Annotated in this window: 14 protein-coding genes and 5 pseudogenes; 11 read left to right on the forward strand and 8 right to left on the reverse strand. The window is 67.1% G+C overall.

Annotation, left to right across the window (positions count from 1 at the left end):
* The first annotated feature begins 398 nt into the window (after positions 1-398).
* From JOC24_RS33930 to JOC24_RS33725, 3 genes and pseudogenes are all read left to right on the forward strand, one after another.
* A complete protein-coding gene (locus JOC24_RS33930; protein ID WP_275588675.1) occupies positions 399-533 on the forward strand; it encodes a hypothetical protein in 135 nt (44 codons plus the stop codon).
* 232 nt (positions 534-765) lie between these two features.
* Positions 766-1,092 (forward strand): plasmid stabilization protein, encoded by a 327-nt coding sequence (locus JOC24_RS32770; RefSeq protein ID WP_205024077.1) that lies wholly within the window; start codon positions 766-768, stop codon positions 1,090-1,092.
* A gap of 205 nt (positions 1,093-1,297) precedes the next feature.
* A pseudogene (locus tag JOC24_RS33725) lies at positions 1,298-1,604 on the forward strand (nitrate reductase); the annotation flags it as partial.
* Here the strand turns inward: JOC24_RS33725 and JOC24_RS32775 are convergent.
* Positions 1,561-2,405, reverse strand: a protein-coding gene (locus tag JOC24_RS32775; protein WP_374104553.1) for an IS5 family transposase whose coding sequence is annotated in 2 segments (ribosomal slippage) — positions 1,561-2,046 and positions 2,049-2,405 — 843 coding nt in all. Because the reading frame shifts where the segments join, the coding sequence is not laid out codon by codon here. The pseudogene JOC24_RS33725 and the gene JOC24_RS32775 overlap by 44 nt on opposite strands.
* Before the next feature lie 367 nt (positions 2,406-2,772).
* Here JOC24_RS32775 and JOC24_RS32780 point away from each other — a divergent pair.
* Together JOC24_RS32780 and JOC24_RS32785 are read left to right on the forward strand one after the other, a co-directional pair.
* A pseudogene (locus JOC24_RS32780) lies at positions 2,773-3,998 on the forward strand (molybdopterin oxidoreductase family protein); the annotation flags it as partial.
* The gene (locus tag JOC24_RS32785; protein WP_205024078.1) at positions 3,995-4,486 is read left to right on the forward strand and encodes a hypothetical protein; all 492 of its coding nucleotides are present in this window, start codon (positions 3,995-3,997) and stop codon (positions 4,484-4,486) included. The pseudogene JOC24_RS32780 and the gene JOC24_RS32785, both read left to right, overlap by 4 nt.
* Before the next feature lie 325 nt (positions 4,487-4,811).
* Here the strand turns inward: JOC24_RS32785 and JOC24_RS34330 are convergent, their stop codons facing one another.
* Both JOC24_RS34330 and JOC24_RS32795 read right to left on the reverse strand, forming a co-directional pair.
* Positions 4,812-4,919 carry a hypothetical protein gene (locus JOC24_RS34330; RefSeq protein WP_205024079.1) on the reverse strand — a complete coding sequence of 36 codons (108 nt, stop codon included), beginning with the start codon at positions 4,917-4,919 and terminating at the stop codon, positions 4,812-4,814.
* Between the two features lie 624 nt (positions 4,920-5,543).
* Positions 5,544-5,855 (reverse strand): hypothetical protein, encoded by a 312-nt coding sequence (locus JOC24_RS32795; RefSeq protein WP_307792815.1) that lies wholly within the window; start codon positions 5,853-5,855, stop codon positions 5,544-5,546.
* Between the two features lie 127 nt (positions 5,856-5,982).
* Between JOC24_RS32795 and JOC24_RS32800 the strand changes: the two are divergent.
* Positions 5,983-6,491 (forward strand): annotated as a pseudogene (locus JOC24_RS32800) (transposase family protein); the annotation flags it as partial.
* 6 nt (positions 6,492-6,497) lie between these two features.
* On the opposite strand, the pseudogene JOC24_RS34335 reads toward JOC24_RS32800, so the two are convergent.
* Positions 6,498-7,555, reverse strand: a pseudogene (locus JOC24_RS34335) (hypothetical protein).
* A gap of 149 nt (positions 7,556-7,704) precedes the next feature.
* On the opposite strand from JOC24_RS34335, the gene JOC24_RS32810 reads away from it, so the two are divergent.
* Positions 7,705-8,151, forward strand: coding sequence for a hypothetical protein (locus JOC24_RS32810; RefSeq protein ID WP_205024081.1), 447 nt, complete (start codon positions 7,705-7,707; stop codon positions 8,149-8,151).
* A gap of 209 nt (positions 8,152-8,360) precedes the next feature.
* Positions 8,361-9,068 (forward strand): transposase family protein, encoded by a 708-nt coding sequence (locus tag JOC24_RS32815; RefSeq protein WP_307792817.1) that lies wholly within the window; start codon positions 8,361-8,363, stop codon positions 9,066-9,068.
* 46 nt (positions 9,069-9,114) lie between these two features.
* Here JOC24_RS32815 and JOC24_RS32820 read toward each other — a convergent pair whose 3' ends face one another.
* Positions 9,115-9,483, reverse strand: coding sequence for a VOC family protein (locus JOC24_RS32820; RefSeq protein WP_205024082.1), 369 nt, complete (start codon positions 9,481-9,483; stop codon positions 9,115-9,117).
* Between the two features lie 365 nt (positions 9,484-9,848).
* On the opposite strand from JOC24_RS32820, the gene JOC24_RS32825 reads away from it, so the two are divergent.
* Positions 9,849-10,124, forward strand: a complete 276-nt coding sequence (locus JOC24_RS32825) for a hypothetical protein (protein ID WP_205024083.1) — start codon at positions 9,849-9,851, stop codon at positions 10,122-10,124.
* A 986-nt stretch (positions 10,125-11,110) separates the two neighbouring features.
* Positions 11,111-11,518, forward strand: coding sequence for a hypothetical protein (locus tag JOC24_RS32830; protein WP_205024084.1), 408 nt, complete (start codon positions 11,111-11,113; stop codon positions 11,516-11,518).
* A 110-nt stretch (positions 11,519-11,628) separates the two neighbouring features.
* Here the strand turns inward: JOC24_RS32830 and JOC24_RS34130 are convergent, their stop codons facing one another.
* From JOC24_RS34130 to JOC24_RS32840, 3 genes and pseudogenes are all read right to left on the reverse strand, one after another.
* On the reverse strand, positions 11,629-12,483 hold the full coding sequence (locus JOC24_RS34130) for a transposase (protein ID WP_307792818.1): 855 nt from the start codon (positions 12,481-12,483) through the stop codon (positions 11,629-11,631).
* A 203-nt stretch (positions 12,484-12,686) separates the two neighbouring features.
* Complete coding sequence (locus tag JOC24_RS33740) at positions 12,687-13,232, reverse strand: transposase family protein (RefSeq protein WP_239581418.1); 546 nt, start codon at positions 13,230-13,232, stop codon at positions 12,687-12,689.
* A 706-nt stretch (positions 13,233-13,938) separates the two neighbouring features.
* Positions 13,939-14,052: pseudogene (locus JOC24_RS32840) on the reverse strand (AAA family ATPase); the annotation flags it as partial.
* Positions 14,053-14,068: 16 nt separating this feature from the next.
* Between JOC24_RS32840 and JOC24_RS32845 the strand changes: the two are divergent.
* On the forward strand, positions 14,069-14,407 hold the full coding sequence (locus JOC24_RS32845; protein ID WP_205024085.1) for a hypothetical protein: 339 nt from the start codon (positions 14,069-14,071) through the stop codon (positions 14,405-14,407).
* The last annotated feature ends 163 nt before the right edge of the window (positions 14,408-14,570 follow it).

Consider the following 14,570-nt stretch of genomic DNA (forward strand, 5'->3'; position numbering starts at 1 on the left):
CCTTGGGATACGGCTTGGGCACTGCGACATCCTTCCAGGCCGCCTCTCAGCAAGCCAGGTCAGGTGTCACCTATTCGTGCAGCAGTCCCATCTTTGCGACCTGGGGCAGGCTCTCCTGGGTGAAACGGACGTTGTCCTCGGCGTCCTGCCAACCTGAGGACCGATCCCGGGAAAGCTCAGCATTTGGGGCTGGATCTTCCAAGCCATTTCGGCGCGTGCCCGCTTGCGGCGGGCGTTTTCCTGGGCTTCCTGGATTTCCAGTTTCCGGACGCGACGCTCGGTCTGCCCGACCTGCCACCGCAGCCAGTCGCGCAGGGCCCGGTTTTTCTCCAGGTCGCTGATGGCGTGGGAGGTCGGGGTGTCGTCGGGTATGGCTACGCGTCGGGGCCGGCGGTGACGTGGACGCGCTTGAGGGTGGTAGCGACTGCCGCCTGAAAGCTGCGCTGCAGCAGGTCGGGTTTCGCCTGGCGATTCGCGCGTTCGTCGTCGTCCTCGCCGCACCCGCCGATCCCGAACCTGATGTGACCTGGTGATGCTCGGCCGAGAGCCGGGCGAGCGGCTCCGGAGAGGGCGTGGCCGCGCTCGCGGAGGTCGCCGGCGCGTTACTTGATCGGTCTTCCCGCGTCGGCCGTCCGCTGACTGGGATACGCCGCGCGCAGTGCTCTCCCAGATCGCGAGTGCCAGGTTTTGCGCATGTGATGGGGGTAGCCGCCCACGTGCTGCAAGTTGGGAGATCTGTCGGCCACCCAAGGAGAGGAGAGTGCTGTGCCCGCCAGATCCAGCCCCAAGCGTGAGCGTCAGTACGAGCACATCAGGGGAGGTGCCGAGAAGCGCGGCACCTCCGAGAGGCGGGCTGAGGAGATCGCAGCCCGCACGGTCAACAAGGAACGGGCCTGCTCGGGAGAGTCAAAGTCGGCGAGCAAGACTTCCACCGAGGACCCCGAATCCGCTCCTCAGCGTGGTGGCCGGCGATCCCACAGCGGCCCCGGAGGGCCGACGAAGGACCAGCTTTATCAAAAGGCCAAGAAGAAGAACGTCGAGGGACGTTCGTCGATGACCAAAGGTCAGCTGGGCAAGGCCCTGGGCCGCTGAGTACGTGCGATTGTGCCCTGCAGTAACAACGTCGTGGTCGCGAGCAGAACACTCCGACATGGCCGGAGCGAGCGCACTGGGCACGCGAGATCAGGCCTACGTGCCAGCCGGACAGCAGCGTTGGCTGCCGAGGTGCCGACGGACCGCCGACATGTGAGCCCCTGCACCAGGCCATCCGGGGCGATTCGACTATCTGGAGGTAGCGATGGAGTCCGAGATCGACCGGATCAGGGACCCCTGGGGTAGCGGTGGCCCACGGACGGCACCAGGAGTGGCCGGCCCGGGTGGACACCTTCCTCTCCGAAGGCGTGGAACCCGCCATGGTGCAGAAGTGGGTGCAAGCCGCCTCGATCCTCCACTCGGACGGCGAGGCGATGGACATCGCCGTCATGGACGGCCGCATGGTAGGTGTACGAGGGCGAGCCAAGGACCGGGTCAACCGAGGCAGGCTAGGCAGTTTCGTTTGGATCACCGCGCTGACCAGAGGAAGATGCCCGCGATGTGGAGTCCGGCCAGGTAGATGGTTGCGGTCTTTTCGTAGCGGGTGGCGATGCCGCGCCACTGTTTCAATCGGTTGATGCAGCGTTCGACGGTGTTGCGCTGCTTGTATGCCTCGCGGTCGAAGGCGGGTGGCCTGCCGCCCCGGCTGCCGCGCCGCAGCCGGTGGCCGCGTTGATCGGCCGGAATGGGGATGACCGCCCGGATGCCGCGCTTACGCAGGTGCTCTCGGATCGCGCGGGAGGAGTACGCCTTGTCGGCCAGGACGACGTCTGGCCTTGTGCGGGGCCGTCCTCGCCGCCGAGGGACGCGGAGGCGGGCCATGACGTGGGCGAAGGCGGGTGCGTCGCCGGCTTGTCCGGGGGTGAGCACGAAGGTCAGTGGTCGGCAGTGGGCATCGGAAGCGAGGTGGATCTTTGTGGTCAGTCCGCCGCGGGACCGGCCGATGGCATGGTCATCCGGTTCGCCTGCTGGGGCCCCTTTTTGCGGGCTCCGGCCGCGTGCTGGTGTGCGCGCACGATGGTGGAGTCCACCGAGACTGCCCAGTTGAGGTCGTCGTCGGCGTCGGCCTGAGCGATCAGCGCGGTGAAGACCCGCTCCCAGGTGCCGTCGATGGCCCACATCCGCAGCCGGTTGTAGACGCCTCGCCAATTACCGTACTTCTCGGGGAGGTGGACCCACTGCGCTCCGGTCTGGAACTTGAAGGCGATCGCGTCGATCACCTCACGGTGATCCCGCCACCGGCCACCTCGTTTCGGAGTCCGGTCAGGGAGTAACGGCTCGATTCGCGCCCACTGCGCGTCAGTCAACGGCACACACGAACAACGACCGGCGTGGCTGGTTGGAACGGCGCCGCGCTCATGGGGTCGGCCCGGCTCGGAGCCGCCCCACGTCCCGCACGAGCGTGCACGTAGCACTGAGGAGGATCACAACTCCGGCCACGAGCCAGTGGACTGATTCCCCGGAGCGGTACTCACGAACGCCCGCAACGACCAGCATCACGCTGGCAAGGACACCGAAGGCCGAGATCAGAGCACTGATGCGGTGAGTCACACAGACATCATCAACGACAACCTCGACCAACGGAAGTGATCCAAACGAACCGGCCTAGCCCCCAAGGATCTGTTCGGCTGGCAAGCCAACGCATCTTCCGACCGGCTGACCAGGCCCTTGGTCCGCGGCCACGCCATGCACATGTTCCGCTATGCCGAGCAGGGCTCGATCCGGATGCTGTGGGTCAGCGGCACGAACCCGGCCGTCTCCCTTCCCGAACTCGCACGCGTCCGCTCCATCCTCTCCCAGGAGAGCCTGTTCGTCGTCGTGCAGGATCTGTTCCTCACCGAGACGGCGCAGTTCGCCGATGTCGTGCTGCCTGCCGCCACCTGGGGTGAGAAGACCGGCACGTTCACCAACGCCGATCGCACCGTGCATCTGACCGGCAAAGCCGTGGACCCCCCGGGCGAGACCCGGCCGGACCTCGACATCTTGCTGGACTACGCAGCACGCATGGAATTCCGCGAGAAAAACGGCGGGCCTCTGATCTCGTGGCGGGACCCGGAGTCGGCATTCGAGGCGTGGAAGCGGGCAGCGCGGGCCGCCCCTGCGACTACAGCGGCCTCACGTACGCGAAGCTGCGCAACGTGGGAGGAGTCCAGTGGCCGGTGGACCGGCAGGCGCCGGACGGTACCGAGCGGCTCTTCACCGAGGGAATCAGCTGGGCGCACCCTGACATGTGTGAGAACTACGGCAAGGACCTCGTGACAGGCGCGGCGGATGACGAAGCGGCGTACCGGTCCCTCAATCCTGACGGCAAGGCCATGATCAAGGGAGTCGGCTATGTTCCGGCGCACGAGCGACCGGACGAGCAGTATCCCTTCCATCTGACGACCGGTCGTACGCGCTACCACTTCCACACCCGGACCAAGACCGGCCGCGCCCCCCAGCTGAACAATGCGGCGCCTGAGGTGTGGGTCGAGATCAGCGAAACGGATGCCGTCGCGCAACAGCTTGCCGAGGGCGATCTGGTCGAGGTTCGGTCTCCGCGCGGCACACTCCAAGGAAAATTGCGCGTCACGGGCATCCGGCCGGGGCTCTTGTTCGCCCCGTTCCAGTACGGCTACTGGGACACGGCCTCGGGCTCCGGACCGAGCGCGCATACGCCGGGGCGGGCAGCGAACGAGACGACGATCACCGACTGGGATCCCGCATCCAAACAGCCTCTGTTCAAGACCGCGGCTGCGGCTCTCATTCTCGTCGAGAAGGGCAACGGCGAACAGGCACCGGCCCCCACCACCACGGCGTCCGCGCCCATCGACAACCCAGGTGTGCGGCCCACCGTCGGAGGGCGAGAAGCAGTCGCGTCACAGACACTGCACAGCGCGTGGAACACACCAGGAGACGAGCGGTGAACGGACTGCAACTCGCGTTGCTCACGCTGCACCGAGGTGAGCAGCATCTCTCCGAGAAACTCACGACCGCGGCGGCGAGGCACTGTGCGGAACACGAGGTCTATCACGTAGCCACCGATATCGCCGCCTGGTCGAGCGAGCACATGCAAGGGATCGCGGACGCGTCCGCCCAGCATGATCTCAATCTCGACGAGCATTCCGACACGGCCTGGCCCGACGTGTCCCCGGTGCACGGGCATAAGATCCACAAGCCGCCGCCAGGCTCGTGCGGCCCCGGGCTGCTCCTCCTGCGCGACCTACGTGACCTGCATCTCGCAGCGGCATACAACTCCCTTCACTGGGAGATGCTTGCCCAGGTGGCTCAGGCGTCCGGAGCCACCGACCTGCTCTCCCTGGCTTCCTCCTGCCACCCCCAGACCCTGCGCCAGATGCGCTGGACCAACACCATGATCAAAAATATGTCGCCGCAAATCCTCAACAGCCTTTGACGCCTGCGCCGACCGCGCCCGGCCGCCCAACATATGTCAGGGCCGCTCAGGGGAAGAAACCGCCCACGACGCCTCCATCCGGCTGCTGAGGGAACACGTGGCCCGTAACCAGACGAGACGCGCTCCCTGGCAGGGCCGAGTCCTACTGGATGACCACCACACCCGGCACCCCCTGGCCACCACTGGAAACCGAACTCACCACTGATGTCGTCGTGATCGGCGCCGGCATGGCGGGCCTGGGAGCTGACCGAAGCCGGACAGCACGTGGTCGTATTTCAAGCGGACCGTGTGGCCGCGGGCGTGAGCGGATTTACGACCGCGAAGCTCACCGCCGCACATGCCGCGCGGCGAACACCCGCTCCCAGGTGCCGTCGAGGGCCCACATCCGCAGCCGGTTGTACACGCCTCGCCAGTTGGCGTATTTCTCCGGCAAATGAACCCACTGCGTTCCGGTCTGGAACTTGAAGGCGATCGTCGATCACCTGCCGGTGATCCCGCCAGCGGCCGCCCCGCTTCGGTGTCCAGTCCGGGAGTAGGCGCTCGATCCGCGCCCACTGCGCTTCAGTCAACGGCATACCCGGACCAACGATTCGATGATCGTGGAGTGGCGGGCTAATCACCCGAGAAGGCAGTGCGTAAGTCTTTGTCCGCGCGGCAACGCAGGCCCCAGGCCAGTAGCGTCGAGACGGCTTGGCTCTCGCCGCCTCTCAGCCGAGCAAGGTCTGAACCTTCCAACTCCCGCACCATGCGGTCCACTGCCTCACCGCGCAGGAGGGTCTACCCGTAAGGATCGACGTCAGCCAGGCTGGACAGCCGGTGTCGGCCCAGCGTTTCCAGTGCCTCCCAGAACTCGCCATCGACGGCTACCCGCTCAAGCACCCCTACAGCGGGCCGCGGGCCTGACTTCCGTCCGGTCCGAGCGGTCGAGACTCCACGCCGGAACTCGATGACGAGCGTCATCACGCCCTCCCTCGATTGTCCCTCGGACCATAAATCATATCGGCCAACAGCTCACCTTCATGAGCCAAGAGAAACGCCCGGGTGCGTAGCAGCCATGTCAGGCCAGCTCGAAGCCGCTCCGGAAGACGCCGCCGTACTCCCCAGGCATCTCCCAGCACGTGTAATGGCGGCCAGGAAGATCGGGCAGCTCAACCCCCAGTGCCGTCGCCAGGTCGGCGGCATCGGTCTTGCGGGTCCGAGAGGGCTCATCGGCAGCGTGGTAGAGGGCATTGGCGCCGCGCAGTCCGATCACGACGTACTCCACACGCCTTCCCGCGCTGGCGACCGGTTCCTCGTGGTGCTGCTCGTGCCGGGCATTCGCGGCCTGCCCACAGAGCCCGCATCGCAAGTCGTCCCGTGAGGTATCCACGGGAGGCATCGTACGGCTCCTTCGTACACATGTGGCCATCAGCCATCCTCACCCAGGACACCCAGCCATCGGCTCGCCCGGCGGCCCCAGCCTCATCACTGATCCGAAAGAAACGCCCTACGTCACCTACGTCACCGGGGTCATCGATCTGCTCGCCAAGCAGGCGCCAGGTCTGCTGAAGACGCTGCGCCCGTACGACCCGGACTTCGTTCTCCTGGACGGCACGCTCGCGGAGTGCGACCGCGTCGGCAGTGCCGACTACTCTTCGAAACACACAACGTGCAGGTCGCCACGGACCCGGCCGGGCAGTTTCCCTGGCTGTCGCCAACACTGCCGGGCCGGACCCACGATCTGACGGCCGCCCGCACCCACAAGATCCTCCGAATCTGCGCACGCCAGGGGGTGGCCTACATCGGTGCGGGCGACTGGGTCACCACCGCCAAGCGCCGCCCGCCAGGCGGTGAACTCACCCTCACCGAGCGAACCGAGATCCGGGCCCTGTCCGAGGCCCGGGCACCCGTCGAACGAGGCATGGCACGGCTGAAGTCCTCGCAGATCTTCCGTCGATCCCGCATAAGCTCCAACCGCATCAGCGTCATCACCAAAGCTGCCCTCACCCTGGAGAAGCAACGCTGAGAACGCTCACTGGATCAGGTCGGTGTGCGGATGCTCGGGGGAGGCCGGGCAGACGTAGATCTGCATGTTGTCGGTGCTGCCGACTTCGACCTTGGTCGGCTGCGAGGGGCTCTGGCCACAGCAACGCCCGGCGTCATTGGCGGCGGCCTGGTCTTCGTAAGGTGCCCAGCTGTGTCCCTCACCGCCGTCCCATTCGTAGGAGGCGATGGTCAGCAGCGGGACCATCTGCACATCACAGACAGTGCAGTACCGGGGATTGGGGTCGGTGCGGCCCCACGGGGGCCAGCCGCCGACCTTCCAGCCGGGCGCGTCAGCCAGATGGACATCATAGAAGTCCCGCGGACAGTCCGCGTGTTCGGAGCCGTCCACGTCGACGTCGGCCGCCTGCCATCTGCTCCAGTCCTCCACCATCAGCTGCATCTGCGGGCTCAGATCGAGGCTGTTGGGGTACTCGGTGATCGCTTCCGGTGCCAGCACGCACGACACCGGCAGATAGCCGTCACCGTTCACCTCGTACGGTTCGGGCGGTGTGGCGAGGATGTCGACGACCTCGGCGGCGGACCGCCAGAGCAGTGCGGTTGACGGCTTGTGATGCGGATCGTGATCGTAGGGGCACCACAGAACCTGGAGCAGATCGGCCTGTCCAGGCGGCCGCAACAGGGGTATGTCGCGCAGATACAGCTGGGCCACGGGCAGCATGGGGACCGGGCAGTCCGCGGGCGGAGGGCCAACAGCGAATCGCTCCGCTCCTTGACCGCCGTCTCCTCGGGTGTTGTCCCATGGCCATTGTGATCACGGTGCCACCGGGCCTGCATGCGTCTCTTGAGCCGCACGTCGGCCGGCGACTGGCGGAACCCGCTGTCCACGTGCAGGTGCGAGGCTTCACAGTGCGGCCACGGCTCCTCAGCCGGCCACAGCAACGGCCCCCCGACCGAGCTCTCCTCGACCGAAGGCGACCCGGGACGAGGGTGCAGCCGAATCGCAGCACGCGCCAACGGCGTCAGCCCGGGAAAGACCGCGGCCACGTCCACGCGCCGCGGCGGAGTAGTACGTACGAAAACCATGCCGGTGATCCTGCCACCAGCCACTGACAACCCCTGGGCGCCTCAACCAACTCCAACGCATGCGGCAGTCTGCCGTGTAGATCGTCTGGTAGGGCGGTCTTTGCGGATTCCTGCTCCTCGTCGCCGGTACCGCTCCCACGATCAGGCGCATGACGGACACCGAGGTGCTGGAGCGGATCGCCGCACGACGCGCGGAGCTGGACGGACTCGATGAGCAATTGGCCAAGCAGCTTTCCGAGGTGCGGGCTGAACGATCCGAGCTCGCCGTGGCCGAGCGAGTACTGCAGCGGATGAGCGAGCAGATCGCCGAGGAGCAGGCGGTGGTTGGGTCGCAGGTCACCCACGTGGCGGGCCGGGCGGTACGCCTGGTGCCGGACCGCGCGCCGGGGCTGGAGGAGTCCGCACTGACGCCGGATTACCAGCGCATCCTGGCCGCCGTGCGGCAGGCCAAGGGCCCGGTGGCAACCCGGCAGGTCGGCGAGGCGCTGGGCCTGGACACCGGGGTGCGGGGCAAGCTGGAACCACTGCGCGGGAAGCTGACCGACCGCGGCTGGCTGCACAAGCGCCCCGATGGCCGGTTCGTCCTGCGCCCGTGACCTTGAAGGCCGCACAGTGCGGTACTGCAGGGCGCGACTATCCGTAACCGCGGTGCCCCCGGCGGCTGTTGGAATTGTGTGAAGAAAACCAAAGAGCGCGCCGGGGACACCGTCTCCCTTGTCTATCAGTGCCGCCTGCCGCTGTCCAAACACACCATCACCCACCTCGCGGACCTACTGCGACGGCATCTGAAGGCGATCGGATCCAGGTGGCGGGCGCTGCCGCCTGGGAAGAGCGCGGTGATCGTCCTGGCCGTGCTGCGGCACGACCAGCGCCTGGCCGACATGGCCGGCGCAACGACATCTCCGCCACCACCGTACGGCGCCGGCGCGACGAGCTGATCGCCCTGCTCGCCGTCCAGGCCCCGCGTCTGGACCGCGCCCTGAAGAAGATCGCCAAGCGGGGCGGGGAGGTCGTCCTCATCGACGGCACCCTCATCCCCACCCAGCGCCGCACCGGCAAGGCGAACCGGCCGAACTACTCCGGCAAGCACCACCGCCACGGCCTGCAGGTCCTCGCCCTCACCGACGAAAACGGCCGCCTGATCTGGATCTCCGCCGCCCGGCCCGGCCGCATCCACGACATCACCGCCGCCCGCCGCGATCACATCCTCGGCCATCCCCGCGCCGCCGGCCTCGGCGCCCTGGCCGACCTCGGCTTCCTCGGCCTGGACGACGATCCGGACGACCCCGTGGTCGTCACCGGCTTCAAAGCCACCCGCGCCCGCAAGCTCAACCCCGCCGAGAAACAAGCCAACCGGGTGCTGGCCGCCGGACGCGCCCCCGTCGAACGCGGCTTCGCCCACCTGAAGAACTGGCGGATCCTCACCAAGCTCCGCACCGACCCCGCCCGCGCCACCCACCTGTTTCGCGCGCTGCTCGTCCTGACGAACATCGAGGCCACTACCGACAATTGATCTCTACCGCAGGCAGCCCACGATCAGCACATGCCCCGGAACAGCGTCACCGGGCCGGGATCGGCTGAGTGAGGTTCACCGGGTTGCCGTCGGGGTCCTGGATGTGGGCGACGCGCTGTCCCCACGGCATGTCGTTGGGGCCGCTGCGGACCGAGCCGCCCAGTGCCTCCACCCGGCCGAGCGTATCGTCGACGTCGTCGACACCGATGCTGAGCAGGATCCGCGGCGCCGCCCCGGTCCCCGGGTTCGCCTTGGCCACCAGCCCGAGGTCGGTGTCGCCGATGCGCAAGCCAAGGTAGAAGGCCGGGCCTTCCGCCGGTACCCGGAAGATCTCCTCAGCGCCGAACAATTTCGTATAGAAGCCGAGCAGGACGTCCTGGTCGGCAGTGATGATCACTGGCTGGATGGTGGACATGGCACTCCTGTCGAGAACGGTCGTGTCGCTGGGTAGACCGTTCGAGGACGGTGAACTCATCGGCAAAACCAGCCCGCCGGACGATCTACAACACAGACTGCCGCCCACGACCAGCACGAGCACCCCGAAACGAGGTCACGCCACCCCGCCGACCAGCCACTTCAAGATGGCGGAGCTTCAAAGGTCAAGGCCCATGCACCATCGCCCCACGGCCCCGACACGGTCGGCAGGTTCGGAGGGAAGATCTTCGGCGCGACCGTCGCCGTGGTGACGAAGGTGGTCGACTTCGCCTACACCCCGTCGAAGAAGGGTCCTGAAGACACGTATGTGGCTGCTCCTGCAGCACCGGGAAAGGTGAGATGCCAATGAAGAACCTTCCGGGCACACCGCCCCCTGGCCGCCGTCGCGCAGGTCCGCCGCAGCCCGGGCGCCGATGTCCGAGCGCGGGACATCTGCTGCGCCCCCGGAGTTCGCGGGCGTTCGTCCTCGGTCTGTGCATGTCCGTCGGCGGGCTCGCCGGCGGAGTGCGTGCCGCGCTGGACGGGAAGGGGATCGGGACGACTCTCGGCATCTTCGGCATCGGAATTCTCGGGCTAATTTTCGCCGTCGCGTGGGTCGTGACCTACGCGCGGGAGCCCTGAGAATCACGAGCACGACGTGGTCCGAGGCCCTGCGACCGGCAGGCCTCGGGCCATCACGAACGTCCCGCACGAATGAAGACGGCCTTGGGCCAGGGGCGCCCCGCTCACCACTGGCCCCGAGAAGGCCCTGATCGGCCTGGGACGGCTGGTGACGGGGACTCTTCTGATGATTGCGGGCTGTCAGCGCCTCCTGCGCCTGCCGGAACCTGCTCACGCCCGACTCTCCGACTGGTGCAGCGAGGGATGTTGCTCAGCAATGAGCCTCGCAGCACCTGCTCGGTCCGCGCGTCGGCAACGCCGGCCCGGTATGTGGCCGCTTTCTGGCAGGCAAGGTAGCCCGGCCATGAGCGCGTGAGACGCATTTCTCGTCGCCGGTGTCGATACGCTGGACATGGGCGGGGATCCGGACTCCGCGCATCTTGGTGAGACGCCCCGCGAGGGTGTCGATGTCCCGGGCCGGGCGCTCGGTGGCACCGAGGCATACGGGCTGCTCCGCGCGATCTCCCAGGCCACCTCGACCACCCGTGCGGCCGAGGCCCGCGCGGCGGCGGCCTCCCGCCATCCTGCGGCGCGTTTCTCGATGGCGCGCTGGGTGAGAGCTGTCGGCGTTCCTAGCGGGACGTGCCCGCAAAGCGCAACGCGATCCGGCCCTTGTCGTCGGCGGTCGCCGGGACGCGCACGCGTTCGTCGGCCTTGGCCGCCGCCCACGTGAAAGCGTCCGTTTCTGACTGTCCCAGAAACACAGGAGTGGCTGCGTAGGTCAGAAGTAGATTCTGGCACAGATCTTGGGGAGTCGTCGCGGAGCGTCACTAAGGCAGGATTATTCTGCAGGAGTAGCTCGAATCCGGCTGGCACGTGGGGCTGTCTGTCGATCTTCTTGATGCGGCTCCCGGCCGCCTGCCCTGGATCCGGCGGGACGAGTTCAGTCCGCACGGCTCCTAGAGCGATCGGAGGACGATGTTTCCCCGATCAGATACCCTGCGGCCATGGGGGATGTAGGGCAGGCCTCGTTCGGAAGCAACGGCACGTCGGGGCCCGAAGGCCCGTCGCGGTGGAGGCAACTGGCGCCGGTGTGGGTGAACTTCATCATCGGGTTGCCCGCCATGGTGCCCTTGCACTCGGCATGGGTGCTGCTGACTGAGTACCGCGCTTGCGCGTTCGACAACTCAGGGTTCGGGCAGACCCACTGCGGCAGTGTCGACGTCATCGAAGGGGCGGGGTGGGCCAGGGCCGGAGTTGTTATTTTCGGCGGGCTTGGTCTGTTGTTGATCGTCGCCGTTGATGTGCTCTTCCCTGCGGCCTATGGGCGTCGGATCCGGCCGTGGCTACTTGGAATGCTCGTCATCCCGGTCCCCTATCTGACCGTGATCGCAGCACGTGCCATGCTCGGTTGAGATACCGCCCGGCAACCTCGTTCACCGACCGGGATCCGTGACAGGTTGTAGCCTCCATGTGATGCTGAAACTCGATTCTGGTTCAGGTCTGGGGTGACGGTCGCGGAGAGTTACTGAAGCAAGGTCATCTTGCGCAACAGTTCGAATCCGGCTCGGCCGTAGAGCTGCCTTTTGATCTTCTTGATGCGGTTCACGGCGCCCTCGACGCTGCCGAAACTCCACTCCAGGGTGAGTCCGGTTGTCACGGCGTCGAGGTCTCGGAGCAAGTGGAGTGCGAAGCCGGTGAGGCCGGGCAGCTGGCTGGCATCGACGACCTCGATCCAGGCGGGGAGCGTGGCGCCAAGGCGGTTGCTGAGTATCTCGCCGAAGTCGCGGATGTGCCCTGCGGCTGTGTCCAGTTCGGGACAGCGGGCCAGGACCTCCTTCAGATTGGCGCGGTCCTCCTCGTCCAGTGCCGTGGGGTGACGGGTGAGCCAGCCGGGTACCTGCCGCACCGTCGGCGGTCGGGGCGGTGGGCTGGCAGGAGCTGTGCGCAGGGTGGCGATGTGGGCGCGGACCATCTGGTAGGTGACGGGGGCGTTGTCGGCGAGGAGTTCACGGTGGAGGTGGGTGACGCTGGTGCATCCTGCGGCGAATCGTCGGTCCAGGTAGGACTTGTAGGGGTCCAGTCTGCTGGACCGGGGAGGGTTCTCGCGGATGGTGTCCTGCCAGCGTGCGGCGGTCGCGTACCGGAGCACGGTGTTGAGGCCCCATCCCAAGTGCCGGGCGATCGCCCGACGTGAGTGGCCTTGAGTGAGCATCTCGTGGACCAGTGCATGTGCGGCCTTCTTGCGCTCGGCCCGTCGGCCGATGGGTTCGCAGTCGTCCTGCGGCCGACTGGACTCTGAGCTGATCGACTCCAGCAGTGTCCCGCTGGGCGACGGGCTGCGCAGGCAGCCGCGGTGGGCGGCGACACAGGTCTCCACGGCCCGGCCGAGGCCCTGCCACAGATGGAACCGGTCAGCGACCTATAGGGCATCGGGGGCACCGCGCCGGGCGCCTTCGGCGTATGCACCGGCCCGGTCCCGGCAGATGATCTCGACGCCTGGGTGACGGATCAGCCACGCGGCCAGCGGCCCGGCTTCACGCGTCGGGAGCACATCGACCACGCGATGGGCTTCCACGCAGGTCAACACGGTGGAGTCGTCTGGCCGCGACGGATCGCGAAGTCGTCCACGCCCAGCACTTGCGGCGTGCTGAACTGCGGATCAGGCAATGCCATGACCCTGCGCAGCAAAGTCATCCTTCCCACGCCGAAGCCCAGCTGGGCGGCCAGCTGGGCGCCGGCCCGCCCGGCCAGCGCGAGCCCCACCCGCTCCAGGGCGTGGTTGAGCCGAGTGGTGAACCGTGCGTACGGGGTGGCCAACTGCGAGAACGGTTCGGTGAACGTCCGGCGCGGACAGTCCGCAGCCCCACAGATGAAACGCCGGACCACCAACCGGATCACGACACCCTGCTCAGCAAGCGGAAGGTCCTTCAACCTGCGCTGATAGCGGTCGTGCACCTGGTCCGAGAAGCGGCCGCAGTCCGGACACTCCGCCCCGGCCACCCGGCCTCTCGCCACCACCTCGGCAGTGCCGAACAAGGCGGTCACCGCCTCGACGTCCACCTCGTCGATACCGTCGAACACGATCGAGTCCCAGAACGATGCATCGGTCAGCATGACCAGCACCATCACCGTCCACGGCCGACATCGGCAGAGAAGACCGCACACTTGACGGAGCGTCATTGCCGATCGCCGGGCGGCCGCGCGTACGCGGTCTCACGCGACCCAGCCCCTCACAATCGAACACCAAGGTCACCCTCCGCGACGGCTCCCCAAGATCTGTGCCAGAACCCAGAAGTAGGAGCGGTTGTCGACGCATTCCAGGAACGACCACGGATCGACGATCACAAGTATGGTGATGAGAAGTAGGAGCAGCGGAGCCGCCGTAGGAGGCTGCGGGCCGCACCGCCGGGGGTTGTCCATGAGGGACGATCCCCTCATGGACAGAGTGGTTGATCTCGACGAGGTGGCTGTCGTTCTGGCTCAGCGGACGGCGGGTTGTACGTCGGCTGGCCTTGAAGTGGGCCGGGTGACGTGGAGGGATGCGGAGGTTTCCTGGCCTCAGCCACTGGAGACCAACAGGGCTCGGGTTCATGATCCGGACTCGGTTGGCGTGGTCATATCCGGTCCGGCGGAGGCCGTGCTGTCGGTTGTACTGTTCCGTGGTGGCTGGGGCGATGTGGACTTCGTCGCTGACCTTGACGACGCTGGTTGCCTGCCGGCCTCAGGGATCACCTCGGCGTCAGACTTCGGGACCTGGATGGATCAGTGGGTCACTCGTGTCTTCGGGAGCCTCGACAACGGTCGATGAGAGCTGCCCCGCCTTGGCCCACCTGGCCGCCTGCTGTTCAGCGCGAGCGCGGGTGGTGGCGAGTCGGTAGGAGTCGGTGCCCGTCTCGATGATGTTGCCGCCGAAGGTGAAGCGGTCGACGATGGCCGCGCAGAGACGCGAGCCTGGAGGCCCCATGACGACCGACGTGTTCGTCGGCTCCTTCGGCGCCCGCTGGCAGGACGCTCCCCCGCCGGCTACCCGCGCAGCTCCGGCTCCCACCTGCCCGGCAGGGGGACGGCGCTACGCGTGTCGTTCCTGCCCTTCACCAGCGCACCGAAGGCACCTTCGTGCGCCGACCCACTCGATCCGCCTGATCTCGTCCGGCTACCTACATCTGCCGACCGGACCGGACGGCTTCCCTATCCCTCCCGCCGCCGACCGGATCGAGGACGTCCGCGACCGGCTCCGCGACCCGGTCGGCGCCCGCGACATCCTCGCCCCGGACGGCCTCAACCCCCGCGTCCAGGACTAGTGACCTGAGTCAGAGATTCGCTGGCAGTAGCTGGCGACCTTGTCGAGGATTTCGTCGGCGGTCTTGGGCCAGATGAAGGGCCGTGGGTGGTCGTTCCAGTCCGCGACCCAGGCCCGGATGTCGCGTTCCAGTGCTTGGACGGAACGATGGACACCGCGTTTGA

Origin of the sequence: Streptomyces sp. HB132 (assembly GCF_016909575.1) — a bacterium.
Lineage (GTDB): Bacteria > Actinomycetota > Actinomycetes > Streptomycetales > Streptomycetaceae > Streptomyces.